Below are 16,180 nucleotides of genomic sequence, written 5' to 3'. Positions count from 1 at the left end.
AGATCAGATTTAAACGAATAAAACCTACAGAGGAAATGTAATTTCTCTGTAGGTTTTATTCGTTTTTTGTGCTTTCTATTACTTAATGGAACGGACATACTGATCTTCTCCATCGTCTTTGACAAAGACTCCTAGCTCATTCAAATCTTTGCGTAAATGCTTCTTTTTTTTCGAGTTTCCTTCTCGAAGGGCATTTCGTCTTTCATACAAAATAGTATTTATGCTTTTATTAAATCGCTCATCCTCTAATTTCCATAAGCTATACTCATGTTTATAAGGATCTTGTTCCACCCAGGGGAAGCCGTGCATTAAGAAAGTATCTTTAATTTTGCTTGGGGTAATGTCAGATGTTTCACGTAACCATTCTCGGTCTTCTTGATCAATGATAACCACTTGACGCTTATCTACAAAAACGGCTTTTACATTTGATCTGGTGATTTGTTTCTTTTGATCGTCCTTATTCACGTGAATGCTTTCCGAAGTAATGTTCATTTTTAAAGCTTCACTATAAATAATTAAAGAAAATAAAATTCCTGCAATAACACCAATTAGCATGAGGATAATAGGAAGCCAGAAGGGGTTAATAGAATGTAAAAGTTCTATAATTTTTGAATCAGAAAAGAGAGGAATCTTTTTTATAATCTCTATTAATTTAGGGGAAAAATATCCAATAACGCCTAAAAGGATGGGACTTGCTATAGCAAGTAATTTTTCTAAAAAACCTAATCCAATGACAGATGCCTTTTTCATGTGTAGTTCATCCTTTCTTATATATTTTTTTAACCAGGCATGTTTTAAACAGTGAGTTTCTTCACCATTTTTATGAGCTCATCTGAGTAATTTTCTATGGATATAGATGAATTTGCCTTCAGCATTCTTTCTTCGATTGCTCCTAAAATAAATGAAGCTAATGTGTCGGTTTGGAAAGAATCGGAAAACACGCCATTTTGTTGACCAGTCTTCAAAATATCTAATAACATCGTTCTAAGAGCATCCTCCTCTTCGTCGTCTTCGATTCTGTAATAAGGAACGTTCTCTTCATTTCTTGCATTAAAGACAATCTCAATTAAGGCAATATTATTTTTGTAATGAGTTTCTTGATAAGCCAAATGTGCTTCAATAAAAGCCTCTAGTTTATTTATTTCAGATTGAGCTAATAGCACTCGATTACTAATAAATTCATGTTGCTTGGCAACTAAAAATTGTAATGTGCGATTCATAAGGTAAAGCTTATCATTAAAATGATAAGAAATAAGTCCGGTACTAATCTTAGCCTTTTTTGCCACCTTCGTTAAGCTTAAGTTGTTATATCCAACCTCTTCTAATGTATCAATACATGCAAGAATAATTTGTTCACGCCTAGCCTCTGCAATAAAAGAATCAGTCACGCTATTCAACTCCTGATTTATATAATTTGAATGTATAATCAAAAAATTAATTGATCGTTCAATTAAATATTAGTAAGAAATTATTAGTATGTCAAATGTTTTATACCTACATCTTGATAAGGCTCATTTTCTGAAACAAGCCCGTTTTTAGGTAAGCCAAGCTTCCTATTCGCCCTGAAAACATAATATAAATGGAATCCCCTCATTTAGAGCAAGGTGAACTTGTTATGAATGATACTAAAGGAGGAATAGGGTAATGAGCGAAAAGTGTGAACACAGACATGATGATTGTAACCGCAGACATGGTTGCGGAGGCGGTTTTGCGCTTCTAATCGTATTGTTTATTTTATTAATTATCATCGGTGCTAGCTGCTTCGGCGGAGGCGGCGGTTGTGGCTATGGTGGTTATGGCGGTTATGCTGGCGGCTACGGCGGATATTGCTGCTAATTATTAAAAACTATTGAAAATGGCCTTGTGCAATACGCACAAGGCCATTTTATTCATATTTTTATATGCTGTGATAATTTATTAATGTACAGAGAACGGATTAAGAAGAAGAAAATGATCTCGATAATCCCGAAAAAGGTGAGTACGATACATGTCTCTTTTAGTAATGAGAAAGAGAACATGCTTTGTAAAAACTTAACTGCAAATAACGTGTGAATACCAGCAACGATGTAAGGGACGAAAAATAAAATTCCTAATTGAATCGTTGCAGAACGAAACATTTCTGTTTCTGTTAAACCAAGCTTTGTAATCGTAATATACTTTTGTCTCTCAGTTGTTAAGTCATTATACATACGGAAATATAAAACACTAGCTGCTCCGATAAAGAAAATAAAGCCGAGAAATGCCCAAATAAAGAAAGTAGCAATTGAATTTCCTTTGCTGTATTTTAGGTCATCGGCCGCTGTATAAATATTAAATGGGGGTTGAAAATCAGTTTCCGCATTTTTGTGTGCCTCATAGAAGTTATCTGTATCATTTCTAATATGTTTTAATATATTTTTCGTAGGAGCAATCGCATTTTCCCAGTTTTCAACGAAGTAATTATACACTATGGTTGTTTCAATATGAGGAATCATATTATTGAATACATCATCTTGTACAACCATTAAATAAGGGAATGCGAAGGCTGGTTCAATTGATTTATTAATAAATCCTTTAATATGAAATTCTTTTTTATTAGATCCAATTGTAATTGTATTTTGTTTTGCGAATGGATTTGATACAAGATTTAAGAGCTCTGGTGAGTAACGAGAAATAATATAAACTTGTGTAGAATCAAGATGTATTTCGGGTCTCCTTAATTGTTTCGCAAGCGTGTTATAATCACTCATTTTCATAAGAGCAATGTCTTCTTTTAAAGCGGTATCTTTTAACAATGTAGACTTATGTTTGTTGTATTGAAAATTAGCATTTGTAAGCTCCGTTTCAATTTTAGCAATATGTTTTTGTTCAAGTGCATTTTCCCCTGTAGACGTATATGTGAAGGGGAAAGGACGGCGTTCTAATATCATTGCTTTCGTATTATTATTAGTAGCAAATAATCCGATAATAATCGTAAATGCAAGTGCAGATAGCATAGAAACGATAAAGAGTACATTAATATTACTACGAGTACGGTTAGCTAAATCTGAAATCCATAACATATTTATTTGCTTCATATAAAACTTTCTCCGCTTTTTCAAAATAAAGATAAAGAGAAGAAACGTTTGTGAAAAGAATAAATATGTTCCCACCACTACGAGCGGCAAAATAGATAAAATAATAAGGAGGGCAGAGCCGTTTTGTAAATTTTTTTCTGTTATATAACTTTGCGGATAACCAGCAATATAATAGCATAGTCCTAAACAAATTAAGGCAAATAGTGAAATGAGTATAGACGGTCTTTTTTCGTTTTTTTCCTTTTTATTATTTTTAATTAATCGAGTTGTTTTACGAGTACGAATGAACATCGGTGTAAACGTAGATACGATAAGAAATAAAATAATAAAAGTTATTGTTGTAACGATAATTGCTTCTGTAGGCCAATATAAATAGAGGCCTTTTGCGTTTGTTAATTTAGAAGTAACGAGTAAGAAAAAGTTAGAAAAAACAAGACCGCCTTGAATACCAGCAAAAATAGCAAGCATTCCAATGATCATATTTTCAGTAAACAAAAGACGTTTTAATTGTTTTTGAGATATACCGAGAACAGTTAAAACGCCAAATTGCTGTTTCCGTACATTTAAAAACGTCCCAATAGAATATAAGAGAAAGAAGAACGAGAACAAAACGATAACAAACTGTGCCATGCCGGTTAAGTTCATGAGCGGATCTTGTTCTTGTAATTTATTCATAATTTGTAAGCGCGGATGATACGCGTATACAGTAAATGAAAAGAAAACCATTATCGAAAACGCACTACTTACGAAATAAGCGAAATATGCTTTCGAATTACGTGAGACATTTTTAAATGCGAATTGCCAAAATGTCATCCACGTCTTCCTCCTAATAATGCTAAAACATCTAATATTTCTTGATAAAATTTCTCACGGTACAATCCGCGGTGTAGTTCATTGTAAAGCTCTCCATCTTTAATGAAAATAACACGGTTACAATAACTTGCTGCAAACGGATCATGGGTAACCATTAAAATCGTTGCATCTTCTTCTTTATTTAATTTCGTAAATAGCTCCATTACGTCAATTGCCGCTTTTGAATCTAAGTTTCCTGTCGGTTCATCGGCAAGTAGAAGTGAAGGATGATGAATGACAGCACGTGCTACTGCGGTACGCTGTGCTTGTCCCCCGGAAACTTCAAAAATACGCTTGTCCAAAATATGATCAATTCCAAGCTTTTTTGAAATGTTATCAAGCTTTTCATCCATTTCTTTTAATGGAACATTATCTAATGTTAAAGGTAGTACGATATTTTCACCGATTGTTAGTGTATCTAGTAGGTTAAAGTTTTGGAAAACAAATCCTAACTCTTGGCGGCGGAAAATAGCTAACTTCTCTCTACGAAATGTGTGCGGTTTTTTTCCGTTAATCACGACATCACCAGAAGTCGGAGAATCGATTGTAGAGATAACGTTTAAAAATGTAGATTTCCCGCTACCAGATGGTCCCATAATGGCAACGAATTCACCTTTATCCACGTGTAAATTTATATTTTTTAAAGCAGTATGAGGGACTTTTCCCTCATATACTTTTGAGACGTTTTTTATGTGTAATACTTCTTCCATAGTAATCACCTTTCTACTTTTTAAAACTTAATGTGTTGTGATAATTTTTGCATATAAAAGGAACGAATTAAAAGGAAAAATAAAATTTCAACTGTTCCAAAAATCATAAGTACGACTGTAATTTCAGCGAAGAACGAGAGATGTAATATTTCTTGTAACATCTTTGTCGCAAACATCGTATGGATTGATGCCATAATGTAAGGCACGAAGAAAAGAATCGCAAGCTGAATTGTCGCTGAACGTTTCATTTCAGTCTCAGTTAAGCCAATTTTCGTAATCGTTATATATTTTTCTTGCTCATTTGTTAAATCTGTATACATTCGGAAGTAAAGAACACTACCAGCACCGATAAAGAAAATAACACCTAAGAAAGTACCAATTAAGAAGAATGAAGCGACATTTAGTTTTGTTTTGTATAGAGAATCGCTCGCTTCACTTGCATGGAAAGGCGGGTGCTCTGCTTGAATTGCTGCATTATCGTTATCGATTTTTGTTATAAACGATGAACCGATATTATGTGCTTTTTCCCAATCCGTAACTTTGAAGTTATATACACTCATTTGTTTGGAAACGGTGGATAAGGCTTCTACATTTTCATCAGATAGTATGAGTAATTTGTATATTAAGCTATTTGGGAATGGGCTATAACTTTTATATTCTTTCACTTGTAGTTGTAAATTGTTTTGAGTAAGTGTAAGAGTATTTTTCTGTTCTTTATTATGAAGCGTTCCAATAACTTGATCATCTAAGTCTTTCATAAGAATATAAGATTCATTCTTATTTACTGTGAGCGTTTCCCAATTTAAAGCCTTAGCAAGTACATTATAGTCACTTTGTTTAATTGCGTAATAGAGCTGCGTGTTATCTTCAGCTGAAGATACTTCATATATATCCGTTTTAAATTTCGTATAAGTAAAATGCTCTTCATTAAATTTCTGCTCTAACCAGTTTAAATGTTCATCAGCTAACGTATTTTCAGTATGCGATAAATACGTAAACGGGAAAGGGTTTTGTCTAATCGCATCAAACTTTGTAAACTTCCCGAATCCATATAAGAATGTAATCATTGTAAAAGCGAGCGTCGATAGCATCGCTACAATAAAGAGCATATTAATATTCGTCCGAATACGTGATGCTAGATCAGAAATCCAAAGCATATTAATTCGTTTCATATAAAACGTTCTTCGCGTTTTTAAAATACGAATAAGTAAAAAACTAATTTGTGAAAAGAAAAAGTATGTTCCAGCTGCAATAAGGGATGGGATGACAAATATACTAGAGACGGCATATAAAAGCCCAATGATGTCACCTAGCGACATAAAATACAACGGATTTGCGGCTAACGCATATCCACATATTAAACACGTCGCACCAAATAGAGAGATGAGCACGGATGCTTTTCTTTCTTTTTGTTGTGTTCCTTCTTTCAAAAGACGTACGGCTTTTCTCGTACGAATGAGCATCGGTGTAAAAGATGATACGAGAATGAAGAGCCCAAGAAAGATGATGATAGTTAAAACGATAGCACTTGTAGGCCCATATAAATATAAACCAGGTACGTGTGTAATTTTGGCGGTAACTAACAAAAAGAACTGTGAAAAGACAACTCCAAGTTGAATGCCAAAAAATATAGAAAGAACACCAATTAACATATTTTCTATAAATATGAGTCGTTTTAATTGTTTTTGAGATATGCCAAGTACTGTTAAAATCCCGAACTGTTTTTTTCGTACTTTTAAAAACGTCCCGATTGAATACAGTAAAAAGAAAAATGAAAAGAACACAATGACAACCTCTGAAATTGTCATTAATATGTTCAGATAATAATTAACGTCTGTCATATGCAATTTCGGATGAAATAAATAAACTGCAAATGAGAAAAAGATTGCAATGGAGAACGCACTGCTTACAAAATAGGCGAAATAAGCTCTGGCGTTCCGCGTCACGTTTTTAAATGCAAACTGCCAAAATGTCATTCACCTAAACCTCCTAATAGGGTGAAGATGAAAAGAGTATGAGAGATACTCTTTTCATCAAGTTTGTTTTAAATATTTTGTCCACTCGTGTAATGTGATAATTTTTGCATATAAAGTGAACGAATGAATAAGAAAAATACGATTTCAACGAATCCAAAAATAATAAGAACGGCTGAAACTTCTTTGAACAGAGATAAACCAATTACATCTTGTAGCATTTTTGTTGCGAACATTGTATGAATGGATGCCATAATGTACGGAATGAAAAATAAAATACTAAGTTGAATGGTTGCAGATCGTTTCATCTCTGTATCTGTTACACCGATTTTAGAAATCGTTATATATTTCTCTTGTTCGTTCGTCAAATCCGTATACATTCTAAAGTAAAGAACGCTACCAGCTCCAATGAAGAAAATAACTCCTAAAAATGTCCCAATTAGGAAAAATGCAGCACTGCCTGATGTTATTTTGTATAACGATCCTGCTGATTCAAAGGAACGAATAAGAGGTCCTTCATACTGGGATTTATTTCGATCTTTTTGCACTTTTTCTATAAAATTATCAGCAATTTCATATGTCTGTTCCCAGTTTTGAATTTTGTAATTGTATGCTGATATATGTTTTACGGTGTTAGGTAAGTTATTTACGATAATATCAGGCAACACTATCGTTTGATATGAAAAGTCAGATGGGATTGCGTTTACATGCTCATAACCTTTTACTCGTAATTTCGTATTTGTACTAGAGAGTGTAATGTAATCTCTTTTGTAGCTTTGCTCAAATTCGTTGAATATGGTGATATAAGATGTCCCTGTTAGCACATATGCTTCGTTATCATCCATAAATAGTTGTTTCATTCGTAAAGAATCTGCAAGTTTGTTATAGTCACTTTGCTTAATTGCGTATACGTCATTATAAATAGCTATATCTTTATCTTCTTTTAGTGGTGTTTCATATATATCAGCTTTTATTTTTTGATAAGGGAAATGCTCTTTTTGTAATTGTTGCTCAAGCCAATTTAAATGTTCTGTAACAAAAGGGTTCGCATCATAAGAAAAATAAGAAATTGGAAAAGGAGAAGTTCTATTCACCTCTAGCTTAATAAATTTCCCGAATCCATATAGAAACGTAATCATTGTGAAAGCAATTGTAGATAGCATCGCTACAATAAACAGCATATTAATATTCGTTCGAATACGGCTCGCTAAATCCGAAATCCAAAGCATATTAATCCGTTTCATATAAAACTTCCTTCTTTTCTTTAAAATATAAATAAGTAAGAAACTAATTTGTGAAAAGAAGAAATATGTTCCAATTGTAACAAGCGTTGGGATAACGAAAATACTTGAAACCATATATATAACACCGATTTGCGGGCTTACTGATACGAAATATTTAGGATTTCCAGCTAACGCATAACCACCAAATAAACAAATCGCACCAAATAATGAAACAAGTATGGATGGTTTTCTTTCTTTTTGTTTTCCACCATTTGTTTTTAAAAGGTGTACTGCTTTTTTTGTACGAATAAGCATTGGTGTGAATGCAGATACAATGATAAAAAGACTAAGGAAAACAATGGTTGTTAAAATAAACGCGTTAGTAGGCCCGTATAAATATATTCCTGGAACATGGGTAAGTTTGGCTGTTACTAATAAGAAAAATTGAGAAAAAACAACTCCAAACTGCATGCCGAAAAAGATAGATAAAATCCCGATTAACATATTCTCCATAAAAATAAGACGATGTAATTGTTTTCTCGATATTCCTAAAATGGTCAAAATACCAAATTGTTTTTTTCTAACTTTTAAAAAAGTACCAATGGAATATAGTAAAAAGAAGAAAGAGAAAAATACAATTACTACTTCTGAAAATATCATTAATCCTGAAATTTCAGAGGTCATTTCAAAGTTTTGTAATTTCGGATGGAATAAGTAAACAGCAAACGAAAAGAACACAGCAATGGAAAAGGAGCTACTTACAAAGTAAGCAAAATAAGCTCTTGAGTTGCGCGTGACGTTTTTAAATGCAAATTGCCAAAATGTCATAGATTATACCTCCGGCTAGAAGATATAGAAGTAATTGTATTGCAAAAAATGTATGAGAGTGAGTTCTCATACATTTTGCTTGCATATGTTACGATCATGCTTCGGTCACCTTCTCCGTATGTTCTGCTTGATTATTTGCAGCGTTGTGGAAGATGATTTTAATCGTCGTTCCTTTACCAACTTCAGAATCTAGTTTGACAGAGTGACCTAAATAATCACAAATTTTATTTACAATATAAAGTCCCATACCAGTAGATTCTCCGAATGCGCGACCGTTTTTCCCAGTGTAAAATGGTTCAAATACTCTTCGAATATCTTCTTGCGGAATACCAACACCTTCATCGCGAACTTCTAAAATAATATCTTTTCCGTTTCGGTAAGCAGATAAGAATACTTTCTTTCCGCGTTCCCCAGAGTAACGAACAGCATTTGTCATTAACTGATAGATGATAAATTTTAGCCATTTCGCATCAGAAGCAACTTTTAAATCAGAATGGACTTCTAAAACAGGGAAGACACCATTACGAATGAATAGTTCTTTTAATCCGTTAATATTTTTTGTTACCGTATCTTTTAATGAAATCGTCTCAACATGGAAATCTTCATGGAAGTTATTTAACCTAGCCATGTATAAAGCCATATCAAGCCCTTGGTTTAGACGCTCTAATTCTTTTTTAAACTTTGGAATTAAATGCTCGTCTTCCATTTCTAGCACCATAAGCTGCATAACAGAAACAGGTGTCTTCATTTGATGTACCCAATGGTTAATGAATAATTGATGTTCTTGTTGTTTTACTTCATACGATTGTAGTTCTTTTTGGAATAGACGGTACTGCGTACGTACGAGTTCATTGACACCGTGAGGCATCGGAGCAGTTGCTCTTTCAATAAACGCATCTTCCATTTTTTCTGGTTGCTCACTTAATCTATGGTACATTCTACGATTGCGAACGTAACGATAAGCGAGGAAACAAATAAATAAGTATAAACTTAAAACGACGAAGTAAAATTTATTATTTTGAAATCCGTCTACTGCATCATAAAGAACGAAAATGATACCGAAGTTTAATACGTACAGTAGAAAAAATGCAAAATGATCACGTAAAAATAGCTTCATGCTTATTCACTCCAAGTTGCGTTAAAGCGATATCCAAGTCCACGTACTGTTTCAATAGAGTTCTCAATGCCAAGCTCATTAAACTTTTTACGAAGACGTGTAATGTTTACGTTTAATGTATTTTCCTCAACGAAACTTTCATCATCCCAAAGCGCAGCTAATAAATCTTCACGGCTCGCTGTACGAGGAAATTTAGATAATAACATTTCTGCTAAAATTGCCTCTTTCTTCGTTAAAAGAACTTGTTCAGATCCAAAATGAATTTCTGGACGTTCTGGGAATAGTTTTAATCCTTCTACTTCAACGATACGTTCAGAAATATTTGGTGCATAATCACCGTAAATACGGCGTAATTGTCCTTTAATTTTCGCCATTACAACGTCGTAGTGGAATGGTTTTGTAATGTAATCATCCGCACCGCTTTCAATTGCCATAATTTGTTCCATCTCACCAGCACGCGCTGAAATGAAAATAATTGGACAAGTAGATTCATGACGAATTTGACGGCACCAGTAGAAACCATCGAATTTCGGTAAGTTTACATCAAGTAAAACAAGATGGGGTTTCACTGCGTTAAACGATTCCATAATATCATCGAAATTCTCCGCTACCACAGCCTCATAACCGTACTTCTGAATGTGAGATTGCAGTAATGATGAAATATTTGGATCGTCTTCAACGATTAAAATTTTATACATATGTATATTCCTCCTCAAAAAAAACAATTGTAGCTATAGTGTATCATGTGTTTCAAGTCTTTTCATTATGTTGAAAGATAAGCTAGTAAACAGTATAGGTTAAAAGTGAGAAAAGTAAAAAGGGCGCTGGATGAAATTGACAAATAACGGTAATCGGTTTAATATTTAGATAAATATCTAAATGTCTAATTATCGAAAGGAAGAAAGACATTGAATCAAGCATTCAAAGCATTAGCAGATCCAACAAGGCGAAAAATTTTAGACTTATTAAAAGAAGGCGATCTAACCGCTGGTGAGATTGCTGAACATTTCAATATGACAAAACCAAGTATTTCACACCACTTAAATGCACTTAAAAATGCTGAACTTATTCAAGATGAAAAGAAAGGGCAATTCGTTATGTACTCTTTAAACACAACGGTCTTTCAAGATTTATTGACTTGGGTGTTTACATTTACGAATAAGGGGGAAGAGGGGAAATGAAAAAGCATCTTTTTGCAATCTTATTAATTGTTATAACTTGTTTAGCTTGGGCGTTTGCTTGGCCACATTTACCGGATACAATTGCAACGCATTGGAGCGGCGGTAAAGTAGATGGATATTCTTCTAAATCGTATGGAATGCTTTCTATGGTTGGAATTATGATTGTTTTATATATTTTTCTAAACGTGTTACCAAAGATTGATCCAAAGAAAGCGAACTACGAGAAGTTTTCTAAAGCTTTTATGATGATGAATAACGGGATACTACTGCTACTATTTGTAGGGAATATAGATATTATTACAAGTGGATTAGGATACAATTTATTCATTAATCGCGTGCCGGAATTATTAGTGGGTATTTTATTTATAGTCATCGGAAACTATTTACCACAATGTAAACCAAACTACTTTGTAGGTATAAAAACACCGTGGACATTAAGTAACGAAGAAGTGTGGAGAAAAACGCATCGTTTTAGCGGAAAGGTGTTTGTTGCATTGGGGATCATTATGATTTTAAGTGTTTTTGCACCAGTGGCGTGGAAATCTTTCGTAATGGTTGGAATTATTATTGGTGCAGTAGGATTAACGATGGGATATTCTTATGTTGCTTATAAAAAAGAAATAGGGGCCTAATAAAAAATTATGGGGGAGAGAGGATGAAAAGACACGTATTACCATGGAGTTTAATTATTGGCATTGCAATTGGATGGTATATTGTATGGCCATATTTACCAGAACAAATTCCACGCCATTATAATGCGGCAGGAGTAGTAGATGGATATTTTTCTAAAGTAGAAGCAAGTTCTGTTTCAATAGGTAGCATGATGTTGCTGTATTTGATATGGCTAGCTCTTGGGTATATTGATGTAACGAAAGATAAGTATAAACAGCATGCTAAAGTCCTTTCCGCAGTCCATTATGCAATTCTTTTAATAGGATTCGGTTGTAACTTATTTGCGCTATTAGCAGCGTCTAATTATATTGCATCGGGCTCAATTGCATTTAATTTTGGGCTTGGAACATTGTTTCTTGTAATAGGTAATTACATGCAACAAACGAAGCCGAACGGGTTAGTAGGCATTCGAATGGACTGGACATTAGAAAATCCTGTAGTTTGGAGGAAAACACACCGATTTGCTTCGAGGGTATTTGTAATAGGTTCACTTTGTATATATGCCGGGGCTTTGCTTCCAGATCCATTTAATATTTTTATGGGGATTGGAATCATATTAATATGTATTATCGTATCAACAATAAAGTCATATAGTATTTATAAAGAAGAGTTGAAAATGTAAATAAAGCTGCTTTTCCTTTTAGGGAAGAGCAGCTTTGTTTTTTTATCACTTCTTCAAAACCGGTATCCAAATTTCACTTTTGAAGTTTGGAGAAGATATATCTTTCTGTTCATTCCACAATATTTCCGGCCCTTCCGCTAGTTCATAGTTCGAAGAAGGGAACCATTCAGAATAAATACGTCCCCATACATTTTGTAGTGCATCAGGAAACGGCCCGACAGCTTCAAATATAGCCCATGTTGAAGCTGCGACTTCAAGTTGTACGAATTGCTCTGGGCAATCTTTCGTTGTGGCTACTCCAATGTAGTGATCGAGTTCGCCTTTTTCCTCCATTCTTCCTTCAGGAAAATTAGTAGAGGCACTAATAATTCCAGTAGGTTCAATGTTTGAAAGGGACTTTAATGTTTGAATAGACTCTGGGTTTAAACTTTTCCACATAGAAGCAATTTCTTCATTTACACCATTAAAAACGATTGGTACTCGTTTTGTAATACCTATAATTCGAAATGGCTCTTTTTCTTCAATTCGATAATTCATTTCATTTCCTCCTTGAATGGATAATTGGAAGGTCATTGGTGAATAAGCCTTCAAAGAATGGCTACTATTTCGGGCTTCTGAAGGTGTTATACCGTGCAAGTTTTGAAATGCACGAGCGAATGAATCTGGTGAGTTGTATCCATATTTTATAGCGATATCAATGACTTTTACATTGCTGTTTTTTAGTTCAAAGGCAGCGAGAGTAAGACGTCTACAGCGAATATATTCTGATAGTGATATACCTGCTAAAAACGAAAACATTCTTTTAAAGTGATACTCAGAACAAAGAGCTAGCCTCGCAACTTCTTTAAAATCAATTTCATTCGTAAGGTTATCTTCAATATAGCGCATTGCAGCATTCATATTTTTAAGTGAATCCATATTATGACCTCCTCTGTACATAGAATAGCAGGAACGAAATAGCTCCATCCGACATTTCGTGCACAACTTTGTAGGTGCATTTTTTACCTTACAAAATTGTAATGTTCCTGTAAGGAGAATGAATGGATGGTATGATATCCCAATGTTATAGTAACAAAGTACTTTAATTCATTACGTTAACTTTTTGATTTCTTTACTTATGTGCCTTACATAACTGTCATGTTTGTGTAAGAAACATCGATAGTGGCAAGAGTAGAGAGTGTATATAGTTGAAAATAGAGAATAGATGAAATGAGGGATGTCGAGATGAAAACAGTGCTAGAAGCAAAAAATATTGAAAAAGTATATGACACGGGTGGTAATAAATTTGCAGCGTTAAAAGGTATTAACTTACAAGTAAAAGAAGGTGAGTTCGTTGGAATTATGGGACCTTCAGGTTCTGGTAAGACGACTCTACTAAATGTTCTTTCTACAATTGATAATGCGACAAATGGTGAAATTTTAATTGATGGAAAAGATATCGTAAAAATGAATGACGATAAGTTAGCGTTATTCCGCCGCGATCATTTAGGTTTCATTTTCCAAGATTATAACTTATTAGATACGTTAACGGTGAAAGAGAATATCGCTTTACCACTTGCGTTATCAAAGGTGAAAGCGAGTGAGATTGATCGCCGCGTTCTTGAAATCTCAAAGAAATTCGGTATTGATCATATTTTAAGTCAGTTCCCATATCAAGTATCTGGTGGACAGAAGCAGCGCTGCGCAGCATCACGTGCGATTGTTACGAATCCAAGTATGATTTTCGGAGACGAGCCAACTGGAGCGCTTGATTCTAAATCTGCAACAGATTTACTTGAAAGTATGAAGTCGTTAAACGAATATGATAACTCAACAATTTTAATGGTAACGCATGATGCATTTGCAGCAAGTTATTGTAAACGAGTTATTTTCATTAAAGATGGTGAACTATATAAAGAATTGCACCGCGGTGAATCAACGCGTAAACAGTTCTTCCAAAAAATTGTTGATGTAATGTCTTCTATTTCTGGGGGTATGGCTGATGACCTTATCTAGCATTGCCCTCCGCAACATACAGCGGAACTTTAAAGACTACTTTGTATATTTTGCATCTATGATTTTTAGTATCGTTATTTATTTTACATTTAAAGCATTGCAATACAATTCACAAATGGAAAAAGCTGCAGAAGCTTCAAAAAAAATTAGCGGAGCGTTCCAAGTTTCAAGTGTCATGCTTATCATTTTCGTAGCAGTGTTTATTATATATTCGAACGGTTTCTTTACACGTAAACGTAAAAAAGAAGTTGGCTTATATTCGTTATTAGGTATCCGTAAAAGACAAATTGGTAAAATGCTCTTTTATGAAAATATGTTAATGGGATTAATGTCTTTAATTATCGGTATTGCGATTGGTAGTGTCCTTTCAAAATTATTCCTTGAACTGCTAGTAAGCATGATGGGATTAAACTTAAATGTTCATTTTGAAGTACCGATGGCTGCCATTATTGATACAGCACTTATTTTCTTTGTGATTATTTTATATACATCACTTCAAGGATATCGTTTAATTTATCGATTTAAGCTAATTGAACTTTTCCGCGCCGAACGTGAAGGAGAAGCAATGCCAAAAGGATCAGTTATTATGGCATTAATTTCAGTTGTCTTAATCGGTTCAGGTTATTTTTTAGCATTAATGTTCATGAAAGCAGTTAAATATGCAGACTTTATGGCAGTTGCACTTTATATTTTATTGGCGACAGTATTAGGTACGTACTTACTATTTATGTTCTTTACAGTATTCGTATTGAAACGTGCAAGAAATAATAAATCATCGTTTTATAACGGTATGAATATGGTAACGACGTCGCAGCTACTATATCGTATTAAAGGAAATGCAAAATCACTTGCGACAATTTCTATTTTAAGTGCGGTAACATTAACAGCGGTTGGTACGTCTGTTACGATGTATTACAACACATTTACGCAATCAAAAGCAGTTGCACCATATAGCTATTCTTATGAGAAAAAAGATGCAGCGCTTGATAAGAAAGTAAATGCGATTTTTGCAGAAGAGAAGAAAGATCATCCGATTAAAGATCAATTTGAAATTGAGACAGTTCCTGTAAAAGGGAAGTTTGAAGGAGATAAAGTTGATTTCATCTTTAATATGAACTACAGTATCTCAGAGAAATATCAATTTATGTCTCAATCTGAATTTAATAAGCTTGCTAAGAAAATCGACGCAGAAACAGTGAATGTAGCTGCTGATGAAGCATTTATATATGATAGTTCGTATATTGAAGGACATGAGTTTAGTCCACAATATAAAGGAAACAAAGCAGTATTCCAAATTGGGAACGAAACGAAGCAATTAAAAATCCAAGGTGCAAATGACGTTGCGATTACAAATTTAGGTGAATTAGTTGTTGTCGTTTCAGATGAAATGTATGAACAAGCGAAACAAGCATTTGGAACACGTATTGTAAAAAATATTGATGTGAAAGATGAGAAAAACAGTAAAGTGTTAACGGAAAAATTAACAAAAGTGATGCCAGCTGGTGAATCAGAAATGGTGTTATCATTTAGAGATTTCTACACTGGTTTCCATATGGGGCTTGAAGGAACAGGATTAATGATGTTTATTGGAATGTTCTTAGGGCTTGTATTCTTACTAGCAACAGGTTCTATCATTTACTTTAAACAATTAACAGAAGCAAATGCTGATCGTGAGCGTTATGTTGTACTTCACAAAATAGGGGTCACAAAACAAGAAATGAAAAAAGCTATTGCAAAACAAGTAAGCTTTATCTTTGCAATCCCGTTAGTAATCGGAATCCTGCACAGCTTGTTTGCATTAAAAGGTTTAGGGAACATACTACCATTTGAAATTATGATTCCGCTTCTAATTAGTATCGGAGTATACGGCGCTATTTATATTGGATATTACTTCTTAACTGTTCGTTCTTATTATAAGATCGTGAGTGCGAAGTAATAAGGGGCAGCTATC

General features: G+C 33.9%; 15 protein-coding genes. 6 read left to right on the top strand and 9 right to left on the bottom strand.

The window, feature by feature from the left end; all coding sequences use genetic code 11:
* Positions 1-78 precede the first annotated feature (78 nt).
* A complete protein-coding gene (locus tag DN404_RS04885) occupies positions 79-750 on the bottom strand; it encodes a YqeB family protein (RefSeq protein ID WP_000710347.1) in 672 nt (223 codons plus the stop codon).
* A 44-nt stretch (positions 751-794) separates the two neighbouring features.
* The gene (locus tag DN404_RS04880) at positions 795-1,388 is read right to left on the bottom strand and encodes a TetR/AcrR family transcriptional regulator (protein WP_000132248.1); all 594 of its coding nucleotides are present in this window, start codon (positions 1,386-1,388) and stop codon (positions 795-797) included.
* A 256-nt stretch (positions 1,389-1,644) separates the two neighbouring features.
* On the opposite strand from DN404_RS04880, the gene DN404_RS04875 reads away from it, so the two are divergent.
* Positions 1,645-1,836, top strand: coding sequence for a YjcZ family sporulation protein (locus DN404_RS04875; RefSeq protein ID WP_001290392.1), 192 nt, complete (start codon positions 1,645-1,647; stop codon positions 1,834-1,836).
* A gap of 53 nt (positions 1,837-1,889) precedes the next feature.
* Here the strand turns inward: DN404_RS04875 and DN404_RS04870 are convergent, their stop codons facing one another.
* From DN404_RS04870 to DN404_RS04845, 6 genes are all read right to left on the bottom strand, one after another.
* Positions 1,890-3,869, bottom strand: a complete 1,980-nt coding sequence (locus DN404_RS04870; RefSeq protein ID WP_000144923.1) for an FtsX-like permease family protein — start codon at positions 3,867-3,869, stop codon at positions 1,890-1,892.
* The gene (locus tag DN404_RS04865; protein WP_000393250.1) at positions 3,866-4,618 is read right to left on the bottom strand and encodes an ABC transporter ATP-binding protein; all 753 of its coding nucleotides are present in this window, start codon (positions 4,616-4,618) and stop codon (positions 3,866-3,868) included. Before DN404_RS04865 ends, DN404_RS04870 begins: the two co-directional genes overlap by 4 nt.
* A gap of 20 nt (positions 4,619-4,638) precedes the next feature.
* Positions 4,639-6,594, bottom strand: coding sequence for an ABC transporter permease (locus DN404_RS04860; protein WP_044307054.1), 1,956 nt, complete (start codon positions 6,592-6,594; stop codon positions 4,639-4,641).
* 68 nt (positions 6,595-6,662) lie between these two features.
* On the bottom strand, positions 6,663-8,642 hold the full coding sequence (locus tag DN404_RS04855; RefSeq protein ID WP_149214781.1) for an ABC transporter permease: 1,980 nt from the start codon (positions 8,640-8,642) through the stop codon (positions 6,663-6,665).
* 94 nt (positions 8,643-8,736) lie between these two features.
* The gene (locus tag DN404_RS04850; RefSeq protein WP_149214780.1) at positions 8,737-9,759 is read right to left on the bottom strand and encodes a sensor histidine kinase; all 1,023 of its coding nucleotides are present in this window, start codon (positions 9,757-9,759) and stop codon (positions 8,737-8,739) included.
* Positions 9,760-9,761: 2 nt separating this feature from the next.
* Positions 9,762-10,457 carry a response regulator transcription factor gene (locus tag DN404_RS04845; RefSeq protein ID WP_000276738.1) on the bottom strand — a complete coding sequence of 232 codons (696 nt, stop codon included), beginning with the start codon at positions 10,455-10,457 and terminating at the stop codon, positions 9,762-9,764.
* Between the two features lie 210 nt (positions 10,458-10,667).
* Here DN404_RS04845 and DN404_RS04840 point away from each other — a divergent pair, with 210 nt between their 5' ends.
* The 3 genes from DN404_RS04840 to DN404_RS04830 are packed head-to-tail and all read left to right on the top strand — an operon-like array spanning position 10,668 to position 12,234.
* Positions 10,668-10,940 carry an autorepressor SdpR family transcription factor gene (locus tag DN404_RS04840; protein ID WP_001070523.1) on the top strand — a complete coding sequence of 91 codons (273 nt, stop codon included), beginning with the start codon at positions 10,668-10,670 and terminating at the stop codon, positions 10,938-10,940.
* Positions 10,937-11,572, top strand: coding sequence for an SdpI family protein (locus DN404_RS04835; protein ID WP_000716363.1), 636 nt, complete (start codon positions 10,937-10,939; stop codon positions 11,570-11,572). The genes DN404_RS04840 and DN404_RS04835 overlap by 4 nt, the downstream gene beginning before the upstream one ends.
* 23 nt (positions 11,573-11,595) lie before the next feature.
* Complete coding sequence (locus DN404_RS04830) at positions 11,596-12,234, top strand: SdpI family protein (protein ID WP_149214779.1); 639 nt, start codon at positions 11,596-11,598, stop codon at positions 12,232-12,234.
* A gap of 45 nt (positions 12,235-12,279) precedes the next feature.
* Here DN404_RS04830 and DN404_RS04825 read toward each other — a convergent pair whose 3' ends face one another.
* Positions 12,280-13,152, bottom strand: a complete 873-nt coding sequence (locus DN404_RS04825; protein ID WP_149214778.1) for an AraC family transcriptional regulator — start codon at positions 13,150-13,152, stop codon at positions 12,280-12,282.
* 306 nt (positions 13,153-13,458) lie between these two features.
* On the opposite strand from DN404_RS04825, the gene DN404_RS04820 reads away from it, so the two are divergent.
* A complete protein-coding gene (locus DN404_RS04820) occupies positions 13,459-14,229 on the top strand; it encodes an ABC transporter ATP-binding protein (protein ID WP_000859655.1) in 771 nt (256 codons plus the stop codon).
* Positions 14,216-16,165: an ABC transporter permease gene (locus DN404_RS04815; protein WP_102955971.1), complete on the top strand. Its 1,950-nt coding sequence runs from the start codon at positions 14,216-14,218 to the stop codon at positions 16,163-16,165. Before DN404_RS04820 ends, DN404_RS04815 begins: the two co-directional genes overlap by 14 nt.
* Positions 16,166-16,180 lie beyond the last annotated feature (15 nt).

The organism is Bacillus sp. TE8-1 (assembly GCF_008368855.1).
GTDB lineage: Bacteria > Bacillota > Bacilli > Bacillales > Bacillaceae_G > Bacillus_A > Bacillus_A cereus.
Note: the sequence above shows the minus strand (reverse complement) of the source record. Positions and strands in the feature narration are given on the sequence as shown.

Coding starts and splice junctions, on each gene's coding strand:
- DN404_RS04815 (WP_102955971.1), top strand. CDS start 14,216: ATGACCTTATCTAGCATTGCCCTCCGCAACATACAGCGGAACTTTAAA.
- DN404_RS04855 (WP_149214781.1), bottom strand. CDS start 8,642: ATGACATTTTGGCAATTTGCATTTAAAAACGTCACGCGCAACTCAAGA.
- DN404_RS04820 (WP_000859655.1), top strand. CDS start 13,459: ATGAAAACAGTGCTAGAAGCAAAAAATATTGAAAAAGTATATGACACG.
- DN404_RS04835 (WP_000716363.1), top strand. CDS start 10,937: ATGAAAAAGCATCTTTTTGCAATCTTATTAATTGTTATAACTTGTTTA.
- DN404_RS04870 (WP_000144923.1), bottom strand. CDS start 3,869: ATGACATTTTGGCAATTCGCATTTAAAAATGTCTCACGTAATTCGAAA.
- DN404_RS04865 (WP_000393250.1), bottom strand. CDS start 4,618: ATGGAAGAAGTATTACACATAAAAAACGTCTCAAAAGTATATGAGGGA.
- DN404_RS04875 (WP_001290392.1), top strand. CDS start 1,645: ATGAGCGAAAAGTGTGAACACAGACATGATGATTGTAACCGCAGACAT.
- DN404_RS04850 (WP_149214780.1), bottom strand. CDS start 9,759: ATGAAGCTATTTTTACGTGATCATTTTGCATTTTTTCTACTGTACGTA.
- DN404_RS04830 (WP_149214779.1), top strand. CDS start 11,596: ATGAAAAGACACGTATTACCATGGAGTTTAATTATTGGCATTGCAATT.
- DN404_RS04825 (WP_149214778.1), bottom strand. CDS start 13,152: ATGGATTCACTTAAAAATATGAATGCTGCAATGCGCTATATTGAAGAT.
- DN404_RS04860 (WP_044307054.1), bottom strand. CDS start 6,594: ATGACATTTTGGCAGTTTGCATTTAAAAACGTGACGCGGAACGCCAGA.
- DN404_RS04845 (WP_000276738.1), bottom strand. CDS start 10,457: ATGTATAAAATTTTAATCGTTGAAGACGATCCAAATATTTCATCATTA.
- DN404_RS04885 (WP_000710347.1), bottom strand. CDS start 750: ATGAAAAAGGCATCTGTCATTGGATTAGGTTTTTTAGAAAAATTACTT.